The organism is Campylobacter troglodytis (genome assembly GCF_006864425.1).
In the GTDB taxonomy this organism is placed as follows: domain Bacteria; phylum Campylobacterota; class Campylobacteria; order Campylobacterales; family Campylobacteraceae; genus Campylobacter_D; species Campylobacter_D troglodytis.
The window spans coordinates 1-17203 of the sequence record NZ_QHLI01000058.1 but is presented as its reverse complement, the minus strand read 5'-3'; the positions used below and the strand labels follow the sequence as shown (position 1 = coordinate 17203).

Below are 17203 nucleotides of genomic sequence, written 5' to 3'. Positions count from 1 at the left end.
AAGTTATCGCTTAAAGCACCATTTGTAAGCTTTGCAAGAAAATCATCAGCCAAAGATAGGCTTGAGAGTAAGGCACTAAGAAATGCAATTTTAAAGAATTTAGAAAACATTTTTTGCTCCTTAATAATGCAATTTTGTAAATTTAGCACTAAGTTCTAGCACGAAATTTATTCAAAATATATTTAAAGGTTTAAATATCAAAAATATAAAAAACTTTTAAACTACATACTTTACTATTCTAAAACGACAAGTTATTTTAAAAATTTAGAATTTTGGCTCAATTAAACTTAACAGAATTTTTTCTTATCAATTTCAGCAAATTTTGATGAGAATTTTGCCCTAAATTTTTCGTCTTAATTGCGTTTCTTTTAAATGAAGGACAAAATTTTCTTTTTTTATACCTCAATAAATTTAGCAAGTCTAAACTTCGCAAACTTCTGTTTGCAGTTACAAGAGGCTTAACGAAGTAAAAAAGTTCACAATTTCGTTTATATGCTTGTGCTTCTTTGCAAACTCATTTTTAGAGTGTTTTACTCTGTAATGTACCTTTGCACACAAATCCACCAAGCAATCGTAGGCTTTGAAACTATCACTATAAATTTCACACTCGTTAAGCTCTGCAAAGTCCTTTATGTAAAGATAATAGTTCTTTGGTAGAGCAAGTGTTTGAGTGTATAAACGCTAGCCTAGCGTTTTAGCATTCCTTCTCGTAGAGTTGTAAGACGCGTAGCACGAAGTAAAAACATATATGTTTTGTTGCAAGTCCCACGCCCACATTTGCCTCGCACACGCTTTGCCCCTTCTGTTTGCAGTTGCAAGACGAAACGAAGTAAAAAACAACTCTCATCAACCTCAACCGCTCATTTTCTAAAGAAACTTCGTTTTGCTGATTTTTCGAACTCTTTGGCTATCAAAATGTGAATTTATTTGAAAATTTTACACAAACTTTTATGACGAAATTTGACAAATTTTAGTGATTTTTTTAGCCTCTAAATCAAGTCCAAAAAGTTACAAGAGACTTAACGAAGTAAAAAATAATGCAAAATTTCCCTTACATTTGGCGAAATTTGGAAACAGATTATGTATTTGTTATTCATAGGCGTTAACTTAAAAAACTATTTTAGTTTAAGTTTAATTAGATCAAAAATTTAAGTTAAAAAAGCCTAAATTTTAACAAGGTTTAATTAAAACACTCAAATTTAACAAACATATCTTGTAGTATTAAATTGAAGTCAAATCTAGCCACATTAAATAAGCCCTTAAAACAAGGCCTCATTCATTTGTTCAGGCTTTTTTATGCCCATTATTTTAAGCACAGAGGCTGCTAAATTTGAAAGTCCAAGCCCATCTTTTAGCTTATCAATCCCATTTGCTTTTACAAAGGCAAAGACATCAAAGGTGGTGTGATTTGTAAGTATGTTTCCTTCCTCATCCTTCATAGCCTCGCAGTTTCCATGATCTGAGGTGATAATTAACGCATAATCTTTCTTTCTAGCAGCCTCTATAAGCTTGCCCAAGCACTCATCCACAGTCTCAACAGCCCTCACAGCAGCCTCAAAATCCCCAGTATGCCCCACCATATCTCCATTTGCAAAATTCACAACTATGAAATCTTGCTCCTCCTCAATGCCCCTTAAAACAGCCTCGCACACCTCATATGCTGACATTTCAGGTCTTTCATCATAGGTTTTTACCTTTGGGCTTGGCACAAGGATACGGCTTTCTTGTTTTAGAGGCTCCTCCTTGCCTCCGTTTAGAAAAAAGGTTACATGGGCGTATTTTTCAGTTTCTGCTGTGTGTAGCTGTCTCAGTCCCTGAGCTGCTATGACCTCAGCTAAAGTATTTTTAAGCTCTTCTTTTTCAAAAAGCACCTTAAGCTTGAATTTATCATCATAATTTGTCATACTCAAGGCATTTTTAAACACAAGATCTTGTTTAAACTCAGAAAAGTTTTCATCTGTTAAAGCTGATACAATTTGCTTCATCCTGTCGTTTCTAAAATTTATAAAAATCAAGCCATCATCTTGTTCTAAGCCCTTAAAATCCTCGCTTAAAGCTGGTTTTATAAACTCATCTGTTATCTTCTCTTTGCAAGAATCTTCTATGTATTTGCTAAATTTTTCAACCCTCAAAGCCCTACCAAACAAGGCATCATAATAAATTTTAATCCTCTCATATCTTTTATCTCTATCCATAGCATAAAAGCGTCCACCCACAGTGGCTAATTTAACCCCTTTTTGCTTGCAAAGATCCTCTAAATTTTTTATAAACTTAGCCGCAGTAAAGGGCTTAATGTCCCTACCATCTGTAATGGCGTGGGCAAAAACCTCTTTTTTAGCCTCCTTGCAAAGATCCATCATAGCATTGAAGTGATTTAAATGAGAATGCACACCTCCATCGCTGTAAAGTCCTATTATATGCACACTTTGAACCTTGCTTAAAAAGTCCTTTAAATTCACATTTTCACCTAGGCTTTTATCCTCTATGGCCTTATTGATTTTAACGAGATTTTGATAAATAATCCTCCCACTTCCTATGCACATATGCCCCACCTCGCTATTTCCCATTTGTCCCTCAGGAAGTCCTACGGCAAGGCCGCTTGTTTTGATTAGAGTGTGAGGAACTTCCTTAAAAAGCCTTTCATATGTAGGCTTTTTAGCTGCTGCAAAGGCATTGTAATATGAGCTAGGATTATGCCCTATTCCGTCTGTGATAACCAAGATACATTTTTGCTTCATTTTTACTCTTTAAGAATTTTTTAGGATAAATTTTAATATAATTTAGCTTTTAAAAAGCTAAACTAAGGGATTAAACTTGTATTATCTTTCTTATTTGAGTGATTATACCTTCTTTACTTACATCACAGTTCGTTCGGGATTTGCCTTTTTTATAGCCTTGGTTCTTAGCCTTTTTTTGATGCCAAAATTTATAGCCTGGGCCAAACATATCAAGCAGCCCATCTACGAGCTAGCCCCTGAAAGCCACAGAGCAAAAACAAATACCCCTACTATGGGAGGGCTTATTTTTATCTCTTCTACCCTCATAGCAAGTCTTTTGTGCATTAAATTTGACAATCTCCTAGCCTTAATGGCTCTGCTTTGTTTGGTGCTTTTTTGCGGAGTTGGGCTTGTTGATGATCTAGCAAAGGTTTTAAAAAAGGACAATCACTCAGGTCTAAGTGCTAGATCAAAGATGATCTTGCTTATAATAGCCTCTTTGATCTGTGTTGTGCCCTTATATCTAAGTGGGGTTGTAAGTACCGAGCTTTTCGTGCCTTTTTATAAGTATGCCTTGTTTGATCCTGGTGCCTTTATGATAGCCTTTTGGGTCTTGGTTTTAATCTCAAGCTCAAATGCTGTGAATTTAACAGACGGACTTGACGGACTTGCTACTGTGCCTTCGATCTTTTCCTTGGCTACGCTTGGGATCTTTATGTATCTTGGAGGCAGTGCTATTTACAGCGAGTATTTGCTCTTGCCTAAGAATTTAGAACTAAGTGAGCTTGTCATCATCACCTCAGCTCTAATAGGGGCTTTGATGGGCTTTTTATGGTATAATTGCTATCCTGCTGAAATTTTTATGGGAGATAGCGGAAGCCTTAGTCTTGGAGGCTTTTTGGGATTTTTGGCACTTAGTTCAAAAAATGAGATCTTGCTTCTTTTAATAGGCTTTGTCTTCGTGCTTGAAACTGTTTCTGTGATCTTGCAGGTGGGTAGCTTTAAGATCTTTCATAAAAGAGTCTTTAAGATGGCACCCATACATCATCATTTTGAAAAGCTTGGCTGGGTGGAAAATAAGATCATAGTTCGCTTTTGGAGCATAGCCTTTTTGGCAAATTTACTTGCCATTGCTACTATAAAGCTAAGATGAGTTTTGAATTTTTACTTTTTTGAGCTTAGCTTTTTTTAAATTCAGGCTAAATTCAAGTCAAATTTACATGAGCTTACTTCATAACTTAGCTTAAAAGGCTTTGTTTTAAATTTAACTGTGAATTTAAGCTTTTAAATTTAGCTTTTTGTCAAAAACTGTTAATCTAGATCACATTAACCACAAAGTAATTTAAGGCATAAAATGAGTAAAAAAATCTCCCTCTTTGGCTACGGCAAAACAACAAAGGCTTTGGCAAAACTTGCTAAACAGTTTGGTAGCTTTAAGATCTATGATGATGCTTTTGCTGGATCAGGCAAGGACGAGCTAGGAAATTTGCTTTTAAATCCTAGTGAATTTAAACCTAAAAAAAGCAAGCTTGAAATCGCAAGCCCTGGCTTTCCTCCTCAGCATAAGCTCATAAAAAAGGCTAGGAATTTAATCAGCGAGTATGATTTTTTTTATGATGCTATGCCAAAGAGTGTGTGGATTAGCGGGACAAATGGCAAAACCACCACCACTCAAATGACTCAACATCTTTTGAGTAAATTTAATTCTCAAATGGGTGGCAATGTCGGTGTGCCATTAGCAGAGCTTGATCCAAATGCTAGGCTTTGGGTGCTTGAGACAAGCTCTTTTACCCTGCATTACACAAAGAGGGCAAAGCCTGAAATTTACGCTCTTTTGCCTATAAGTGCTGATCATATATCTTGGCATGAGGGCTTTAAAAGATATGAAGAGGCTAAATTAAGCCTCTTGCCTCGCTTGAAAGAAGGTGACGTGGCTATCTTACCTGAACTTCAAGCTAAAAAAAAGATAGCCAAAAAATGCAAAGCCCTAATCATAAGCTATAAAGACGAGTTTGATTTGGCTAAAAAAATGAGCCTAGATCTAGATAAAATAGCCTTTAAAACCCCCTTTTTAATGGATGCCATTTTGGCCTTAAGCATTCAAAAGATACTATTTAAAAAAGCTGATTACGAAGGCTTGAATTCTTTCAAGCTTGAAGAGCACAAGCTTGAAGAGCTCTTTGATAGCAAAAATAGACTGTGGGTAAATGACACCAAGGCTACAAATATAGACGCCGTCCTAGCAGCCCTAAAAAGATATGAGGATAAAAAAATTCACCTCATCCTAGGAGGAGATGATAAGGGGGTTAGCTTAGAGCCTCTTTTTAAAAGCCTTTGCAAATTAAATGTAGAACTTTACGCCATAGGCAAGAGTGCTTTTAAGATCTTAGAGCTTTCAAGGCTTTATAAGATAAAGGCTAGAAACTGTGAATTTTTAAAAAAAGCTATTAGGCTAATAGATCAAAGCCTAAAAAAAGAAGAAGTAGCACTTCTAAGTCCTGCTTGTGCTAGTTTGGATCAGTTTAAATCCTACGCACAAAGAGGTGAGCTTTTTAAAGCCCTCGTTAGAAAGCTTTAAATTTACTTGCAACTTAAATCAAACTTAAATTCAAGCTTATTTTAAATAAAGCTTGAATTCAAGCTTAAATTTAAATGAGGCTAAATTCAAGCATTTAAGAGCCTCAAAGCTGCAAACTTTAAAAAAAAAAAAATTTCTATTTACTTAATTCAAGCTTGTTTTAAATAAAGCTTAAATTTAAGCCTCTAAGAGCCTCAAAGTGGCACTTAAAACTTAAAAACAAAATTTACTTAAATTCAAGCTTAGTTTTAACTTGTTTTTAAATGGCTCTTTTTTAAAAATTATTGATTTGTCATTTGAGCTTATGGGCGAAACATCCATTAAATTCAAGGCATTTAAATTCAATACATTTTTCCATAAATGCGTGGATGCTTATCACAGGTTTAAAATGACAAATGGGTGTTTGAGCTTCTTCGTCTGCTTTCGTAGAATTAAAATGACAGGTAGAAAATTCACAGCCATTGTGTGTGTTGATAAGCCACAACCTTGCCCATTCATAAGCTAGATCTTTTAATATCTATTCCACTCAAGATGGGTTTTATGAAATTTGCGGTGCGTTCTTTTTCGGTAAGTGTTTTATACCCACACCCCCATCCGCAAGTGAGGGGGGCTTTTTGTCTTTGTAATATTGAGGTTTCGCAGAAAACGAAATATCTCTTTTTGAGATTTTTCGCAATGCTTAAAATGACAAGAATTACGAGATACTTCGCTACCGCTCAGTATGACAAGGATTTAAAGGCTTTTGTGAATTTTATCTTGTCATTTTGAGCCACATTGTCATATTGAGGTTTCGCAGAAACCGAAATATCTCTTCTTTGAGATTTTTCGCAATGCTTAAAATGACAAGAATTACGAGATACTTCGCTACCGCTCAGTATGACAAGACACAAGTTGAGATACTTCGCAATGATTAGTATGACAAAATATGGCTTTTGTGAATTTTATCTTGTAATTTTGAGCCACATTGTCATATTGAGGTTTCGCAGAAAACGAAATATCTCTTTTTGAGATTTTTCGCAATGCTTAAAATGACAAGAATTACGAGATACTTCGCAATGCTTAGTATGACAAGGATTTTGTCATTTTGAGCAAAGCACAAAGCGAAAAATCTCTTTTTGATTTTGAGATACTTCCCTACCGCTTAGTATGACAAATATGGCTTTTGTGAATTTTATCTTGTCATTTTGAGCCTTGCAATAGCGAAGAATCCATTTTTAAATTCAAGCATTCTTTGCCATTCTTGGATACTACACTCAAAAGCAAAAGATCTCAAAAAAGCTTTTATAAGATTTAATCAAGCACTAGCACCTCTTTCTTTAAAAAACGACAGTTTTATGCAAAAAGATTTTTTTAAAAATAGCTTATGAATTTAAAACACAAAAATTCTATCTTTTTAAACGCTTTCTTAAAACAAACTAAATTTAACAAAAAATTCAATTTTTATTAATTTTTTACAAGCTTAAAGCTTGAATTTAAGCCATTCAAAAAAAAAAAAAAAACGACAAATTTAAGAAGTATTTATTAAATTAAGCATATTTTAAGGAAAAAAACCCATTTTTTATACTAAAATCTTAATGCTAATTTATTTTAAAAAGGAGGCTTTCTATGAAGTTAGTCAAATTAAGCGTAGTTGCAGCTGTGGCTGCTTGTTCCTTTGTCTCGGCAAAGCCGCTTGAAGAAGCGATTAAAAATGTCGAGATCTCAGGACATGCAAGATACCGCTATGATACAGGTATCTTTAAGGAAAACTCTTTAACCCTAAATGCAGGAGCAAACGCAGCTTCTCATATACAAGCTCATAGATATAGAGTTGGTTTAGGCGTTAAAACCGACATAGGCGATGGCTTTAAGATCTTCGGTCAAGTATATTACAATCATGATCGTAATAACAGCTTTGCCACAGGAGCTAGAAACGGAAGTGCTGGGGTTCAAGGAGCTAATACAAGTAATCCCCTTGTTTTAAGACAGGCTTACTTAGAGTATGAAAATGCTGATTATGGCTTTAGCGCTAGGTTTGGTAGGCAAGAGCTTAGTACAGTTTGGACTGAGGATCTAGCTGGTATGGTAGGAAAGATCTTTTTAAAGCCTGTTGATGGCATTACTGTTGCAGCCTTTGCAGTAGATAGCATTCAAGGTGCTAATACAAGTGACAGTAGTGGTAACCCTACAGGCTGGCAAGTAGGTGATACCGATGCTACAAATTTTAGGCCCTATCTAAGCCAACAAAATGGAGATCTCCTAACAGCTAGGCTTTATAAGTATAATATTTACGGTGCAGCTGTGCTAACAGATTTTGCTGATCTTGGCTTAAAGCTTGATCTTTGGGGTGCTTACTGGCAAGAAACTGCTAATCTTTGGGCCTTAAAGCTTAATTATACCCTGCCTTTGGGCGAGGATCTTAGCTATACAGCAAAGTTTAGCTATCTTGGAAATACTTTGAATAAAGACTTTAAAACAGACACAGTTCCCGGCCAAAACGGACAGCTTTTTGATCTAAGAGGTCAGATCAAGGGTTATGGCTTTGATGCAAGGCTTGGAGGTATTATGTTTGGTAACAAAAAGGGCTATAGCATACACACCCTTGAGGCTATGAGTGGGGCTGATCTTTACATAGGACGAGAAATTTTCTATCAAAAGGGCTCTTGGCTTTCTCTTGCTTACGGACAAAGCACTTATGGCTATATAGGAGCTGGATATACCCTACCCTATGACATTAGAATAGGCGTTCAAGGTGTTTATGGAGGCACTAAGTCAGATAAGAGCATAGCTAATACCACAGCAGCAGCTAACGGAACAGGCTCAAAGACAGAGCTTGTAGGCGAGCTTAGCTGGAAGATTAATAAGAATTTTGATCTTTCTTTGTGGTACTCAAATCTTACTACAAAGGCTAAAAGAGGCTTACAAAACGGAGCAGATGCAAAGAGTGTAAAAGACTCTGTTCGCTTTCAAGCCTACTATAAATTCTAAGCTAGTTCTATCTTAGATAAAACTTTTAAATTCTAGCCTACAAGCTTAGCTTGTAGGCTTTGACTTGGCTTGTAGGCTTTGAAATTCTAAGAATTATAAGTTAGCAACTTTTATCTTAAATTACTTGTTGAATTTAAGTTTAGCTTACAAACTTATAAAAACTTGTAGGCTTTAAAACCTTCGCACTTAAAATTCAAAGGAAGCTTAACTCACCCTACTTTTAAAAGCTTGACCCTCACAAGCCTAGTTATCACAGCCTAGCCCTCCACAAGCTTAATCATCACAAGTCTAGCCCTCCACAAGCTTAATCATCACAAGTCTAGCCATTCACAAGCTTAACCATCACAAGCTTAAACATCACCAGCCTAGTTATCACAACCTAGCCTCACAGCTTAACTATCTTGCAAGGCTATTTTTAAATGCCCCTTTTTTAAACAGTGCCAATCTTACCACGCGAAGCTTTTCATTTTAAACCTTTCAAAGCAAAAAAGCTCTAAACTAAGCCTTAATGTGCATTATAAGGCAAAACATTTTTGGACAAAAAGCCTTTAAAATCGATGGGCAAATTAAACTTAGACTAAAGATACTTTAATAAGATTTTCTCTTATCAACCTTAATAAAATTTAGGCTTCAAAAAGTCTTGATTTTAGGCAAAATATTTGTAATTCTAATCGAAGTATTTTAAACTCAACATTATCATTCTGAGGGAGCAAAGCAAGCGAAGAATATCAAGCCTTCCCTTGTTATACAAGGCAAAGTATCTTAAAAAGATACTCAACGACACCCTTTGTCATACCAAGAGTCTGTGTAGCACGAGTGAAGTATCTCAAAACTCTTGTCATTTTAAGCATTGCGAAAAATCTCAAAGAAGATATTTTTCGCTTTGCACTCCGCTGGGAATGACAAAATTCTTATCATACTAAGCGGTAGCGAAGTATCTCAACTTGTGTCTTGTCATACTAAGCATTGCGAAAAATCTCAAAGAAGAGATATTTTGGTTTTTGCGAAACCTCAATATGACAATGTGGCTCAAAATGACAAGATAAAATTCACAAGCACCTTTAAATTCTTATCATACTAAGCAAAGTCAAGCCCTTTCAAAAAAGCCTCTTTGCTTTGCAAACTAGCAATGACAAAATGAACTAAAATTCAAGAAATTCAAGCCAAAAGCTCCTTGCTTGTCATATCAAGCATTGCAAAAAATCTCAAATTCATTGTCTATCTTAGATTATATTTGTCATATCAAGCGAAGCTGCACAAAAACTTGCAAGACTAGCACAAGCAAAAAGATAGCAAAATACTTATCTATCTTAATGATAATTGTCATACTAAGTGTTACTAGCTAACAAGTTCTAAGATATATTTACAACAAAAATATCTCAAAAAGAGCTTTTCGCCTTAAAGGACTCAAAATGACAAGGTGGAATTTAGAGATTGCTTTGAATTTAATACTTTGAATTTTAGTCCTAAGTATGCTCGTTTCTTTTACCTATGTATATAATTTGCAAAATATATACATTCTGCTTTTCTACCTTGGCTATTATACGGTGATCACCCAAACGCCAACGGTAGCGATCCAGTCTTTAATTTCGTGCAATTTGACATTTTTAAAAGCCCTTTCGTATTTGGCAAGGTTTCACTCAGAAAAATATCTATTTTTCCATACATTTCACGGTTTGTCTTTGCAAATTTCTTTAAAAATTTAAAGACTTTTTCGTAAGTAAGCACCTTACACATCATTGTAATTTTTATTGACAAGCTCATTAAGCTCTTGCCTTATTTGCTCTTTTTCTTGCTTTGTAAAAGGTGGCTCTACCACTATTTTCTTGCGAGCTTCGCTATAAGGTGTGAATTTATATTGTCTTGATTTTGTTTGTTCTATGATTTTTTGACTTAAAAAATCTACTAGGTGCACTTCCTTGTGAAGGCATTATCTAGTAAAATGCTTAATTGCCTTGTGCTTTTATTCTCATATTTTTCATAATCAATAGCCCTTGCCTCCTTTGTGAATTTTTCTTAACTTTGCAAATTATGACACAAAATTACCTATCTTAAACTAGCAAGAATTTAGCTTAGTTATAAGAAACAAATTTTGAAATTTAAGTAAGCTAAATTCACAAAATAACTTAGAATTTTAATGCAAAAGTGGCTAAGTGTTGAAAAAATTCACACAAAGCTACAAAAATCCTTTAAATGTTTTGAGTAAATTTGAATAAAATTGTAACAATTTAATCTTTGATAAAATAATCTCCATCAAAGCTGATCATAGAGTATTCCCTCTCAGCACCCATACTTTGCCTTAACTCCTCTATACTTAAAAAGCTTAAACTATCAGCACCTATGTATTTTTTAACAGCCTTTTCGTCCTTGTTTGCACTAATTAGCTCCTCATAGCTTGGAGTATCTATGCCGTAAAGATCAGGAAATTTAATCTCAGGACAAGCCACAGCAAAGTGAATTTTAGAAGCCCCTGCATTTCTTAGTAAAGAAATGATCTTTTTTGAGGTAGTTCCTCTAACTATACTATCATCTATCACTGCTATTTCTTTTCCAGCCAAGACCTTACTCATAGGATTTAGCTTTAATTTTACCTTTAAATTTCTTCTTTCTTGGGTAGGTTCTATGAAGGTTCGCCCTACGTAGTGATTTCTCACAATGGCCATTTCAAGTGGGACTTTTAGGGTGTTTGCAAAGCCAAGGGCTGCACTTAGCCCGCTATCAGGCACAGGCACGACAAAATCGATCTTTTGAGTGAATTTTTTAGCCAAAATTTCACCCATCTTCTTTCTAATTTCATAAACACTCTTGCCCTCAATGATGCTATCAGGCCTTGCAAAATACACAAATTCAAAGGCACAAATGCGAGGACTTGCATCCTCAAAAAGCATCAAGCTTTCAAATTTATCGCTTCCTTGTGTAAAAATTAGCATTTCACCGGCCCTAACATCTCTTATAAACTCAGCCTCAATTAGATCAAAGGCACAGGTTTCACTAGCCACTATGTAGCCACCATCCTTTAAACGGCCCAAAGACAGGGGTCTAACCCCAAAGCGATCCCTTACAACAAAAAGTTGATCCTTACTTGCTAAGACAAAACAGTAAGCTCCAACGCAGTCTTTTAAGCTCTCAATAAATCTTTCTTTAAGGCTTGGCTTTTTGCTTCTAGCTATTAAATGAATGACATTTTCTGTGTCCATATTTGTTCTAAAAATAGCGCCCTCGTTTATTAGTTTTGATCTGATCTCGTTTTTATTTACCAAATTTCCATTATGAGCTAGGGCTATGTCTCCTAAAACACAGGTGGCAAAGATGGGCTGAGAGTCATTAAGGCTTGAATTTCCAGAGGTTGAGTAGCGGTTATGCCCAATAGCTAGGCTTCCTGTGAGATTTTGCAAGGCATTTAGATCGCTAAATACTTGATTTACCTCGCCCTTACCTCTTATAGTGGAGATCCTTTCTCCATTGCTAACGCTTATGCCGCTTGCTTCTTGTCCGCGGTGCTGCATAGCAAAGAGTGAGTAGTAGGCATAAGCACTTGCCCTATTTGAGTTTATAACTCCAACAACTGCACACATTTAATTTCCTTTTTATTTTAATTTAGCTTGTAAATTTTAGCCTTTTTTGTTTAAAAAATTTATAAGGCTAACTACTTCATTCAGATTACAGAGGACGGAAAACAAAGGATGGACTTTGTATAAAAGCAAATTCACGCAAAATTAAAATCCGTTCTCTGTATTCTGTTTTCCGTAAAGCGAAAATTCACAAATTAACCAAATAGCACAGCGAAAATTCAAGCATTTTAAATACAAAAGCTCGTAAATTTGTCTAAAACTGTGAATTTATAGCTAAATTTAAATCAAAGGTGCATATAGAACACAGAGAATGGAATACAAACTTTTTCAAAAACAAAACTATGCAAAATTAAAATCTATATTCTGTGTTCTAAACGCACAAAACTTAAAATTCAACAAATTACAGACTTTTTGACAAAGTAAATTCACGCAAAATTAAAATCCGCAATCTATTTTCCGTCCTCTGTGTTCTGAATGGTAACACTTGCCCAAGTTTATAACTCCAAGAACTGCACACATTTGCTTTCTTTTTTAAAGATTAATGGCTTTTCTTTTAGTAGCTTTTAAGGCACTAGGCAAAGAAAAAGCCTTGCCTTGTTCGTTTGCTTCGTGCGGATGAACTAGCTGTTTTTATCCTTGACTTGCAGCATAAACCCTAAAATCTACTCAAAATACCTTGCCTTGAAATTCATAGCTTAAAATTTAAGCTTTGTTTAATTTTGGCATCTTCTTGCCTTGAATTTAACCTTGCTAGCTTCACTTAGTGGGCTTAGCTTATGGAGGCATTTTTTGCAAACTTAACAAAAAGTCTAATTTTAATCCTCAAAAATGCCTTTCTTATCCACAATCTTTGTCCCTATCAAAGGCTCCAAACATTTTTAACTTGAATTTTACATAAAATTCAAGCTACAATTTCACGCTTTGAAAAAGCGTGAAATACCCCTCATTGAGAATGGAGAATCAATTGATTCCCTATGCCGTGCGAAGGGAGAATTCAAACCAAAAGCCCTCATCCCTTGCAAATGGGCAATACATTAAGCCCCTACCGTGCGGTTTTGGGGGCTGGGTATGAAAACCTTGAAAATTTACAAAACGCCGTTGTAAGCCACTTGCTAGAGGGAGACACTTTAAGTTCCTCTGCCGTGCGGCGGAGGAGGTTTATGGGGCGAATTGTTTGAAAATTCAAAAAATGATAAGAATTCACACCCTTGTCATATTTAGAGAAGCGAAATATCTCAAGTAAATATAGATTATTCATTTGTCTTACGACAAGCTAAAAATGACAAAGACAAAAAATCTCCCTACCTTGCAAGGTAGGGATACATTAAACTCCCTTACTTGCGAGTATGGATTTAAACCAAAAGCCCTCATCCCTTGCAAATGGGCAATACATTAAGCCCCCATCCCTTACGGATGGGGTTTGTGGTGTGGGTAATTTTATTTAAGTATTATCCTTGAATTTTTTTTAAAATTTATTAATAAGGACAAAACATAGGCGAAAATTCACAAATTCACTCAAGATCGGATCGAAAATTCACGCATTTTAAAGACAAAAGCTCGCAAATTTGTCTAAAACTGTGAATTTATAGCTAAATTTAAATCAAAGGTGCATACAAAACATAGACTACAAAGAACGAATTACAGACTTTTGCAAAAACAAAACTATGCAAAATTAAAATTCGTCCTTTGTTTTGAACGCACAAAACTTAAAATTCAACAAATTACAAACTTTTTGACAAAGTAAATTCACGCAAAATTAAAATCCGTCCTTTCCGTTCTCTGTAATCCGTACAAATCAAACAAGCTAAATTTAAAAAGCCTAGCAAAACAAAAATTCACAAAAAAATTAAAATTCATTTAAAATTTACAAATTAATCTTAAACAAAGCTTAGATCCCCAAAAAATCCCCCATCCCATAAAATCCATTTTCTTGCTTAATGAGCCACTTTGCTATCTTAATAGCACCTCTTGCAAAGGTAGCCCTTGAGGTGGCATTGTGGCAAAGTTCTATAAATTCACCGTCCTCATAAAATCCAACCCTATGCTGCCCCACCACATCGCCTCCTCTTAGACTCATAACGGCTATTTCATCCTTGCTTCTTGCACCTATGATCCCGTCTCTGCCGCTTAATCTTACCTTTGAAAGCTCTAAATTTCTAGCACCTGCAACAGTTTCAGCAAGAGTAATCGCTGTGCCGCTTGGAGCGTCCTTTTTGTGTCGGTGATGCATTTCTAAAATTTCTATGTCAAAGTCCCTTAAAAGAGTGGCTGCTTGCTTTGCTAGGTGGTTTAAAACAGCCACTCCAAGAGACATATTAGTAGCGTAAAAAAGAGGCATCTTCTTGCTAGCCTCCTTCATCAGTGCCTTTTCATTCTCATCAAGCCCTGTGGTGCCTATTACTATGGGCTTTGGTGAGGTAAGAGCAAAGCTTAATAAATCCCTAGTGCAAGCCGGTGCTGAAAAGTCAATGATTACATCGCAGTCAAAAAGCCCTCTTAAATCCCCACTGCGATCAAAGCCCTGTCCTAAAAAGGCTCCTGTCTTAGAGCCTGTGTCTTTTTGCTCCTCCTTTAAACAAGCACTAAGTTCTTTTCCCATTTTGCCCTTTGCCCCACAAATTCCTATCTTGATCATAGCCACCTCCTTAATGGGCTAAATTTTAACATTTATTTAATAAATAAGTTCTAGCTTTTCACAGAAATTAAGCCTTTTTTTACTCTCAAAATTCAAAGCCTTTTGCCTTAAAATTCACATTCAAAAAAAAAAAAAAAACAAAAATTCGTGTTACAAAATGAAAATGCTTTGCTAAATAATTCTTCAATTTTACTTAAAAATAAAATAAATTTAATTACAATAATTTTATGAGTTCTTTTTCAAAAAGTATTGAATTAACTTAGCTCATTTTATCAAAGAAATGAGGCTTTGATGCACCTTGAGCGTTATGACAAAACTTTTTTGTAAAAAAAACTTTTTTATTTCATCAAAAGGAGCAGTATGCAAAAAGAATTTACAGGTCTTAGCAAAGCAAAGAGGGTGCGTTCAATCTTTGCTGCAAGTAGTGGGAATTTCGTAGAATGGTTTGACTTTTATATCTATGTGTCCTTGACGACTTATTTTACCCATCATTTTTTCGATGCAGAAAATGAAACAGTAGCTCTCATTCAAAGCTTTGGGGTCTTTGCCATAGGCTTTTTTATGAGACCCATTGGAAGCTTAATCTTTGGTTCCATTGCAGACAAGGTAGGGCGTCAAAAGGTTATGATCTATGCTATCTTGCTTATGTCTTTGGGAAATTTCTTAATAGCCTTTACTCCCTCAAAGGAAACAATAGGCATTTGGGCTCCTATCTTGCTCTTGCTTGCAAGATGTATTCAAGGCATATCCGTTGGAGGCGAGGGGGGCTTGTTAGCCACTTATATAGCTGAGATCTCAACAAAGGGAAATAGAGGCTTTTTCTCCTCTTTTCAGTATGTAACCTTGATCATGGCGCAGTTTGTCGCACTTGGGTGTGTGTGGGCTGCTGTTAATTATTTTGGCGAGGAGATGATGAAGGAGACGGCTTGGAGGTATTTGTTTGTTTTGGCTGGATTTTTAGCACTTGGATCCTTATTTTTGAGAATGAATATGGAAGAAAGTGCTCAAAAATTGCATGAAACAAACAAAGAAAAAGGCTCTTTCAAGCTACTTTGGAAATACCGCAAATACTGCCTTCTTGTCCTTGGACTTACAGCAGGAGGAACCATAGCTTATTACAACTTCACAGCCTATATGCATACTTATCTAAGTAGATCTGCTATGTTTGATAAAAACACAGGCTATACCCTTGCTATGTGCGGACTTGCCTTTGCTATGATCATAAATCCGATCATGGGTGCCATTGGAGATAGGGTAGGAGTTAAAAAAATGCTAGCTAGCTTTGGGGTACTTGGCTTTTGTTTCTTTTTTGTTTTAATGTATGCCATCATACAAAGTGGTCCAAATGGAAGTATAAATAATCCCTATCTTGCCTTTTTATTTATAGCCATAGCCCTAATCATAACAGGCTTTTACACCTCAATAGCAGGAGTGGCTAAGGCTACCTTGTTTCCAGAAGAAATCAGAGCCTTTGGCACAGCCTTTCCTTATGCAATAGCCGTTGCTTGCTTTGGAGGAACTGTTCCTAGCATTGCCTTGTGGTTTAAGACAAATGAGATTGAGTGGGGGTATTTTGTTTATATGATGTGCATGTGTATCTTTGTCTTCATAGTAGCCTTAAACTTCCCCAAAGAAACAGAGCTTGAAAAGCAAAGCGGCTAATTTGAATGCTTTTATGAGTGTTAAACCTTGTTATAGTTTATAAGATAGGTTTAACACTTAAGTTTAAATGATTAAAAATGGATCATAAACTTAGCTAAAATCATCACTTGAAACTACTTTCTTAGAATTTAAGTTGTCTTGTACTTAAATTATTAAGCTTAAATTAATACATTCTTTTTGTGTTTTGCAAAATTAAGCTAAGCTTTTATAAAAATTTGGCCGAATTTAACTTGGCTCAAGATGCCTTAAGAGACTTTTGGCTTATTAAATTTAGGCTCAATTAAACTTAACAAAATTTCTCTTATCAATTTTAATGAATTTTAATGGCTCAATATACTTTAATAGGATTTTTTCTTATCAATTTTAATGAATTTTGATAAATGTTTTGTCCTAAAATATTACTGTTTGTCTAAATTTTGTTTCTTTTAAATGAAACATAAAATTTTCTCTTTTTATGCCCTTAAATTTAGCAAGACGAAACTTTGCAAAGCTCATTTTGTTTGCGGTTATAAGACGCGTAGCAAAAACATTCTCTATGCCATTGATATAATTTTGTGTCTTTGCAAATTCAAACTCGTGTCTTTGCAAATTCAAATTTTGGTGTGTTTTATCCTTTAAATTGCCTTTGTTCCTTCTTGCAAAGAGACAAACAAAATAAAAATCCACCAAGCCCTCATAGGCTTTATTGCTGTAAATTGTGGCATTTCCTACACCAACAAAATCCCTCATAATAAATAGCAGTTTTTGTCAAGCAGTGCTTTATAATATGCAGTGCTTTATTGTTCTTTCGTATAAACGCAAACCTTTAACAAGCCCTTTGTTTGAATTTGCAAGAGTGCGAATAAAATAAGGCTCAAGACAACTTAAGCGAATTATTTCTTATCATTTTTAATAAGATTTTATACAAAGCTTGATCTTGAAGTTTCGTCTTAACTCTGTTTCTTTTAAATGAAGCATAAAACTTTCCTTTTTGATTCCTTTAAATTTAGCTAAGCTATGTTTAGTAAAACCTCAGAAATTCACAATTGCATTTATGTGATTCTTAGCTAAGCTAAACTCATTTTCCCTGTGT

At 35.2% G+C, this 17203-nt stretch carries 13 protein-coding genes and 2 pseudogenes; 7 read left to right on the top strand and 8 right to left on the bottom strand.

Annotated elements, in window-relative coordinates:
- Nucleotides 1-277: 277 nt before the first annotated feature.
- Together DMC01_RS16775 and gpmI are read right to left on the bottom strand one after the other, a co-directional pair.
- Nucleotides 278-857, bottom strand: a pseudogene (locus DMC01_RS16775) (transposase); the annotation flags it as partial.
- A 402-nt stretch (nucleotides 858-1259) separates the two neighbouring features.
- Nucleotides 1260-2738: a 2,3-bisphosphoglycerate-independent phosphoglycerate mutase gene (gene gpmI / locus DMC01_RS10390; RefSeq protein WP_142694156.1), complete on the bottom strand. Its 1479-nt coding sequence runs from the start codon at nucleotides 2736-2738 to the stop codon at nucleotides 1260-1262.
- Between the two features lie 76 nt (nucleotides 2739-2814).
- Here gpmI and mraY point away from each other — a divergent pair, with 76 nt between their 5' ends.
- Together mraY and murD are read left to right on the top strand one after the other, a co-directional pair.
- Nucleotides 2815-3870 carry a phospho-N-acetylmuramoyl-pentapeptide-transferase gene (mraY, locus tag DMC01_RS10385; protein ID WP_142694155.1) on the top strand — a complete coding sequence of 352 codons (1056 nt, stop codon included), beginning with the start codon at nucleotides 2815-2817 and terminating at the stop codon, nucleotides 3868-3870.
- A gap of 201 nt (nucleotides 3871-4071) precedes the next feature.
- On the top strand, nucleotides 4072-5295 hold the full coding sequence (murD, locus tag DMC01_RS10380; protein WP_142694154.1) for a UDP-N-acetylmuramoyl-L-alanine--D-glutamate ligase: 1224 nt from the start codon (nucleotides 4072-4074) through the stop codon (nucleotides 5293-5295).
- Nucleotides 5296-5587: 292 nt separating this feature from the next.
- Here murD and DMC01_RS10375 read toward each other — a convergent pair whose 3' ends face one another.
- Entirely contained in the window at nucleotides 5588-5779 is a 192-nt protein-coding gene (locus DMC01_RS10375; protein WP_142694153.1) for a hypothetical protein, read from the bottom strand.
- A 56-nt stretch (nucleotides 5780-5835) separates the two neighbouring features.
- On the opposite strand from DMC01_RS10375, the gene DMC01_RS10370 reads away from it, so the two are divergent.
- From DMC01_RS10370 to DMC01_RS10360, 3 genes are all read left to right on the top strand, one after another.
- Nucleotides 5836-6063, top strand: coding sequence for a hypothetical protein (locus DMC01_RS10370; RefSeq protein WP_142694152.1), 228 nt, complete (start codon nucleotides 5836-5838; stop codon nucleotides 6061-6063).
- 837 nt (nucleotides 6064-6900) lie between these two features.
- The gene (locus tag DMC01_RS10365) at nucleotides 6901-8262 is read left to right on the top strand and encodes a major outer membrane protein (protein WP_142694151.1); all 1362 of its coding nucleotides are present in this window, start codon (nucleotides 6901-6903) and stop codon (nucleotides 8260-8262) included.
- A gap of 850 nt (nucleotides 8263-9112) precedes the next feature.
- A complete protein-coding gene (locus DMC01_RS10360) occupies nucleotides 9113-9343 on the top strand; it encodes a hypothetical protein (protein WP_142694150.1) in 231 nt (76 codons plus the stop codon).
- 648 nt (nucleotides 9344-9991) lie between these two features.
- Here DMC01_RS10360 and DMC01_RS10355 read toward each other — a convergent pair.
- Both DMC01_RS10355 and purF read right to left on the bottom strand, forming a co-directional pair.
- Entirely contained in the window at nucleotides 9992-10177 is a 186-nt protein-coding gene (locus tag DMC01_RS10355) for a hypothetical protein (RefSeq protein WP_142694149.1), read from the bottom strand.
- Between the two features lie 313 nt (nucleotides 10178-10490).
- Nucleotides 10491-11837, bottom strand: coding sequence for an amidophosphoribosyltransferase (purF, locus tag DMC01_RS10350; RefSeq protein ID WP_142694148.1), 1347 nt, complete (start codon nucleotides 11835-11837; stop codon nucleotides 10491-10493).
- Nucleotides 11838-12808: 971 nt separating this feature from the next.
- On the opposite strand from purF, the gene DMC01_RS10345 reads away from it, so the two are divergent.
- On the top strand, nucleotides 12809-13012 hold the full coding sequence (locus tag DMC01_RS10345; RefSeq protein WP_142694147.1) for a hypothetical protein: 204 nt from the start codon (nucleotides 12809-12811) through the stop codon (nucleotides 13010-13012).
- A 710-nt stretch (nucleotides 13013-13722) separates the two neighbouring features.
- Here the strand turns inward: DMC01_RS10345 and dapB are convergent.
- Nucleotides 13723-14469 (bottom strand): 4-hydroxy-tetrahydrodipicolinate reductase, encoded by a 747-nt coding sequence (dapB, locus tag DMC01_RS10340; RefSeq protein WP_142694146.1) that lies wholly within the window; start codon nucleotides 14467-14469, stop codon nucleotides 13723-13725.
- 360 nt (nucleotides 14470-14829) lie between these two features.
- Here dapB and DMC01_RS10335 point away from each other — a divergent pair, with 360 nt between their 5' ends.
- A complete protein-coding gene (locus DMC01_RS10335) occupies nucleotides 14830-16131 on the top strand; it encodes an MFS transporter (protein ID WP_142694145.1) in 1302 nt (433 codons plus the stop codon).
- 390 nt (nucleotides 16132-16521) lie between these two features.
- Here the strand turns inward: DMC01_RS10335 and DMC01_RS16770 are convergent, their stop codons facing one another.
- Together DMC01_RS16770 and DMC01_RS15320 are read right to left on the bottom strand one after the other, a co-directional pair.
- Complete coding sequence (locus tag DMC01_RS16770; RefSeq protein ID WP_142694144.1) at nucleotides 16522-16860, bottom strand: hypothetical protein; 339 nt, start codon at nucleotides 16858-16860, stop codon at nucleotides 16522-16524.
- 124 nt (nucleotides 16861-16984) lie between these two features.
- A pseudogene (locus DMC01_RS15320) lies at nucleotides 16985-17203 on the bottom strand (IS1595 family transposase); the annotation flags it as partial.

Bases quoted from the DNA above. Each gene is read 5' to 3' on its own strand.
- gpmI (WP_142694156.1), bottom strand. From the start codon at position 2,738: ATGAAGCAAAAATGTATCTTGGTTATCACAGACGGAATAGGGCATAAT.
- murD (WP_142694154.1), top strand. From the start codon at position 4,072: ATGAGTAAAAAAATCTCCCTCTTTGGCTACGGCAAAACAACAAAGGCT.
- DMC01_RS10370 (WP_142694152.1), top strand. From the start codon at position 5,836: ATGAAATTTGCGGTGCGTTCTTTTTCGGTAAGTGTTTTATACCCACAC.
- DMC01_RS10365 (WP_142694151.1), top strand. From the start codon at position 6,901: ATGAAGTTAGTCAAATTAAGCGTAGTTGCAGCTGTGGCTGCTTGTTCC.
- purF (WP_142694148.1), bottom strand. From the start codon at position 11,837: ATGTGTGCAGTTGTTGGAGTTATAAACTCAAATAGGGCAAGTGCTTAT.
- DMC01_RS10345 (WP_142694147.1), top strand. From the start codon at position 12,809: ATGCCGTGCGAAGGGAGAATTCAAACCAAAAGCCCTCATCCCTTGCAA.
- dapB (WP_142694146.1), bottom strand. From the start codon at position 14,469: ATGATCAAGATAGGAATTTGTGGGGCAAAGGGCAAAATGGGAAAAGAA.
- DMC01_RS10335 (WP_142694145.1), top strand. From the start codon at position 14,830: ATGCAAAAAGAATTTACAGGTCTTAGCAAAGCAAAGAGGGTGCGTTCA.
- DMC01_RS16770 (WP_142694144.1), bottom strand. From the start codon at position 16,860: ATGAGGGATTTTGTTGGTGTAGGAAATGCCACAATTTACAGCAATAAA.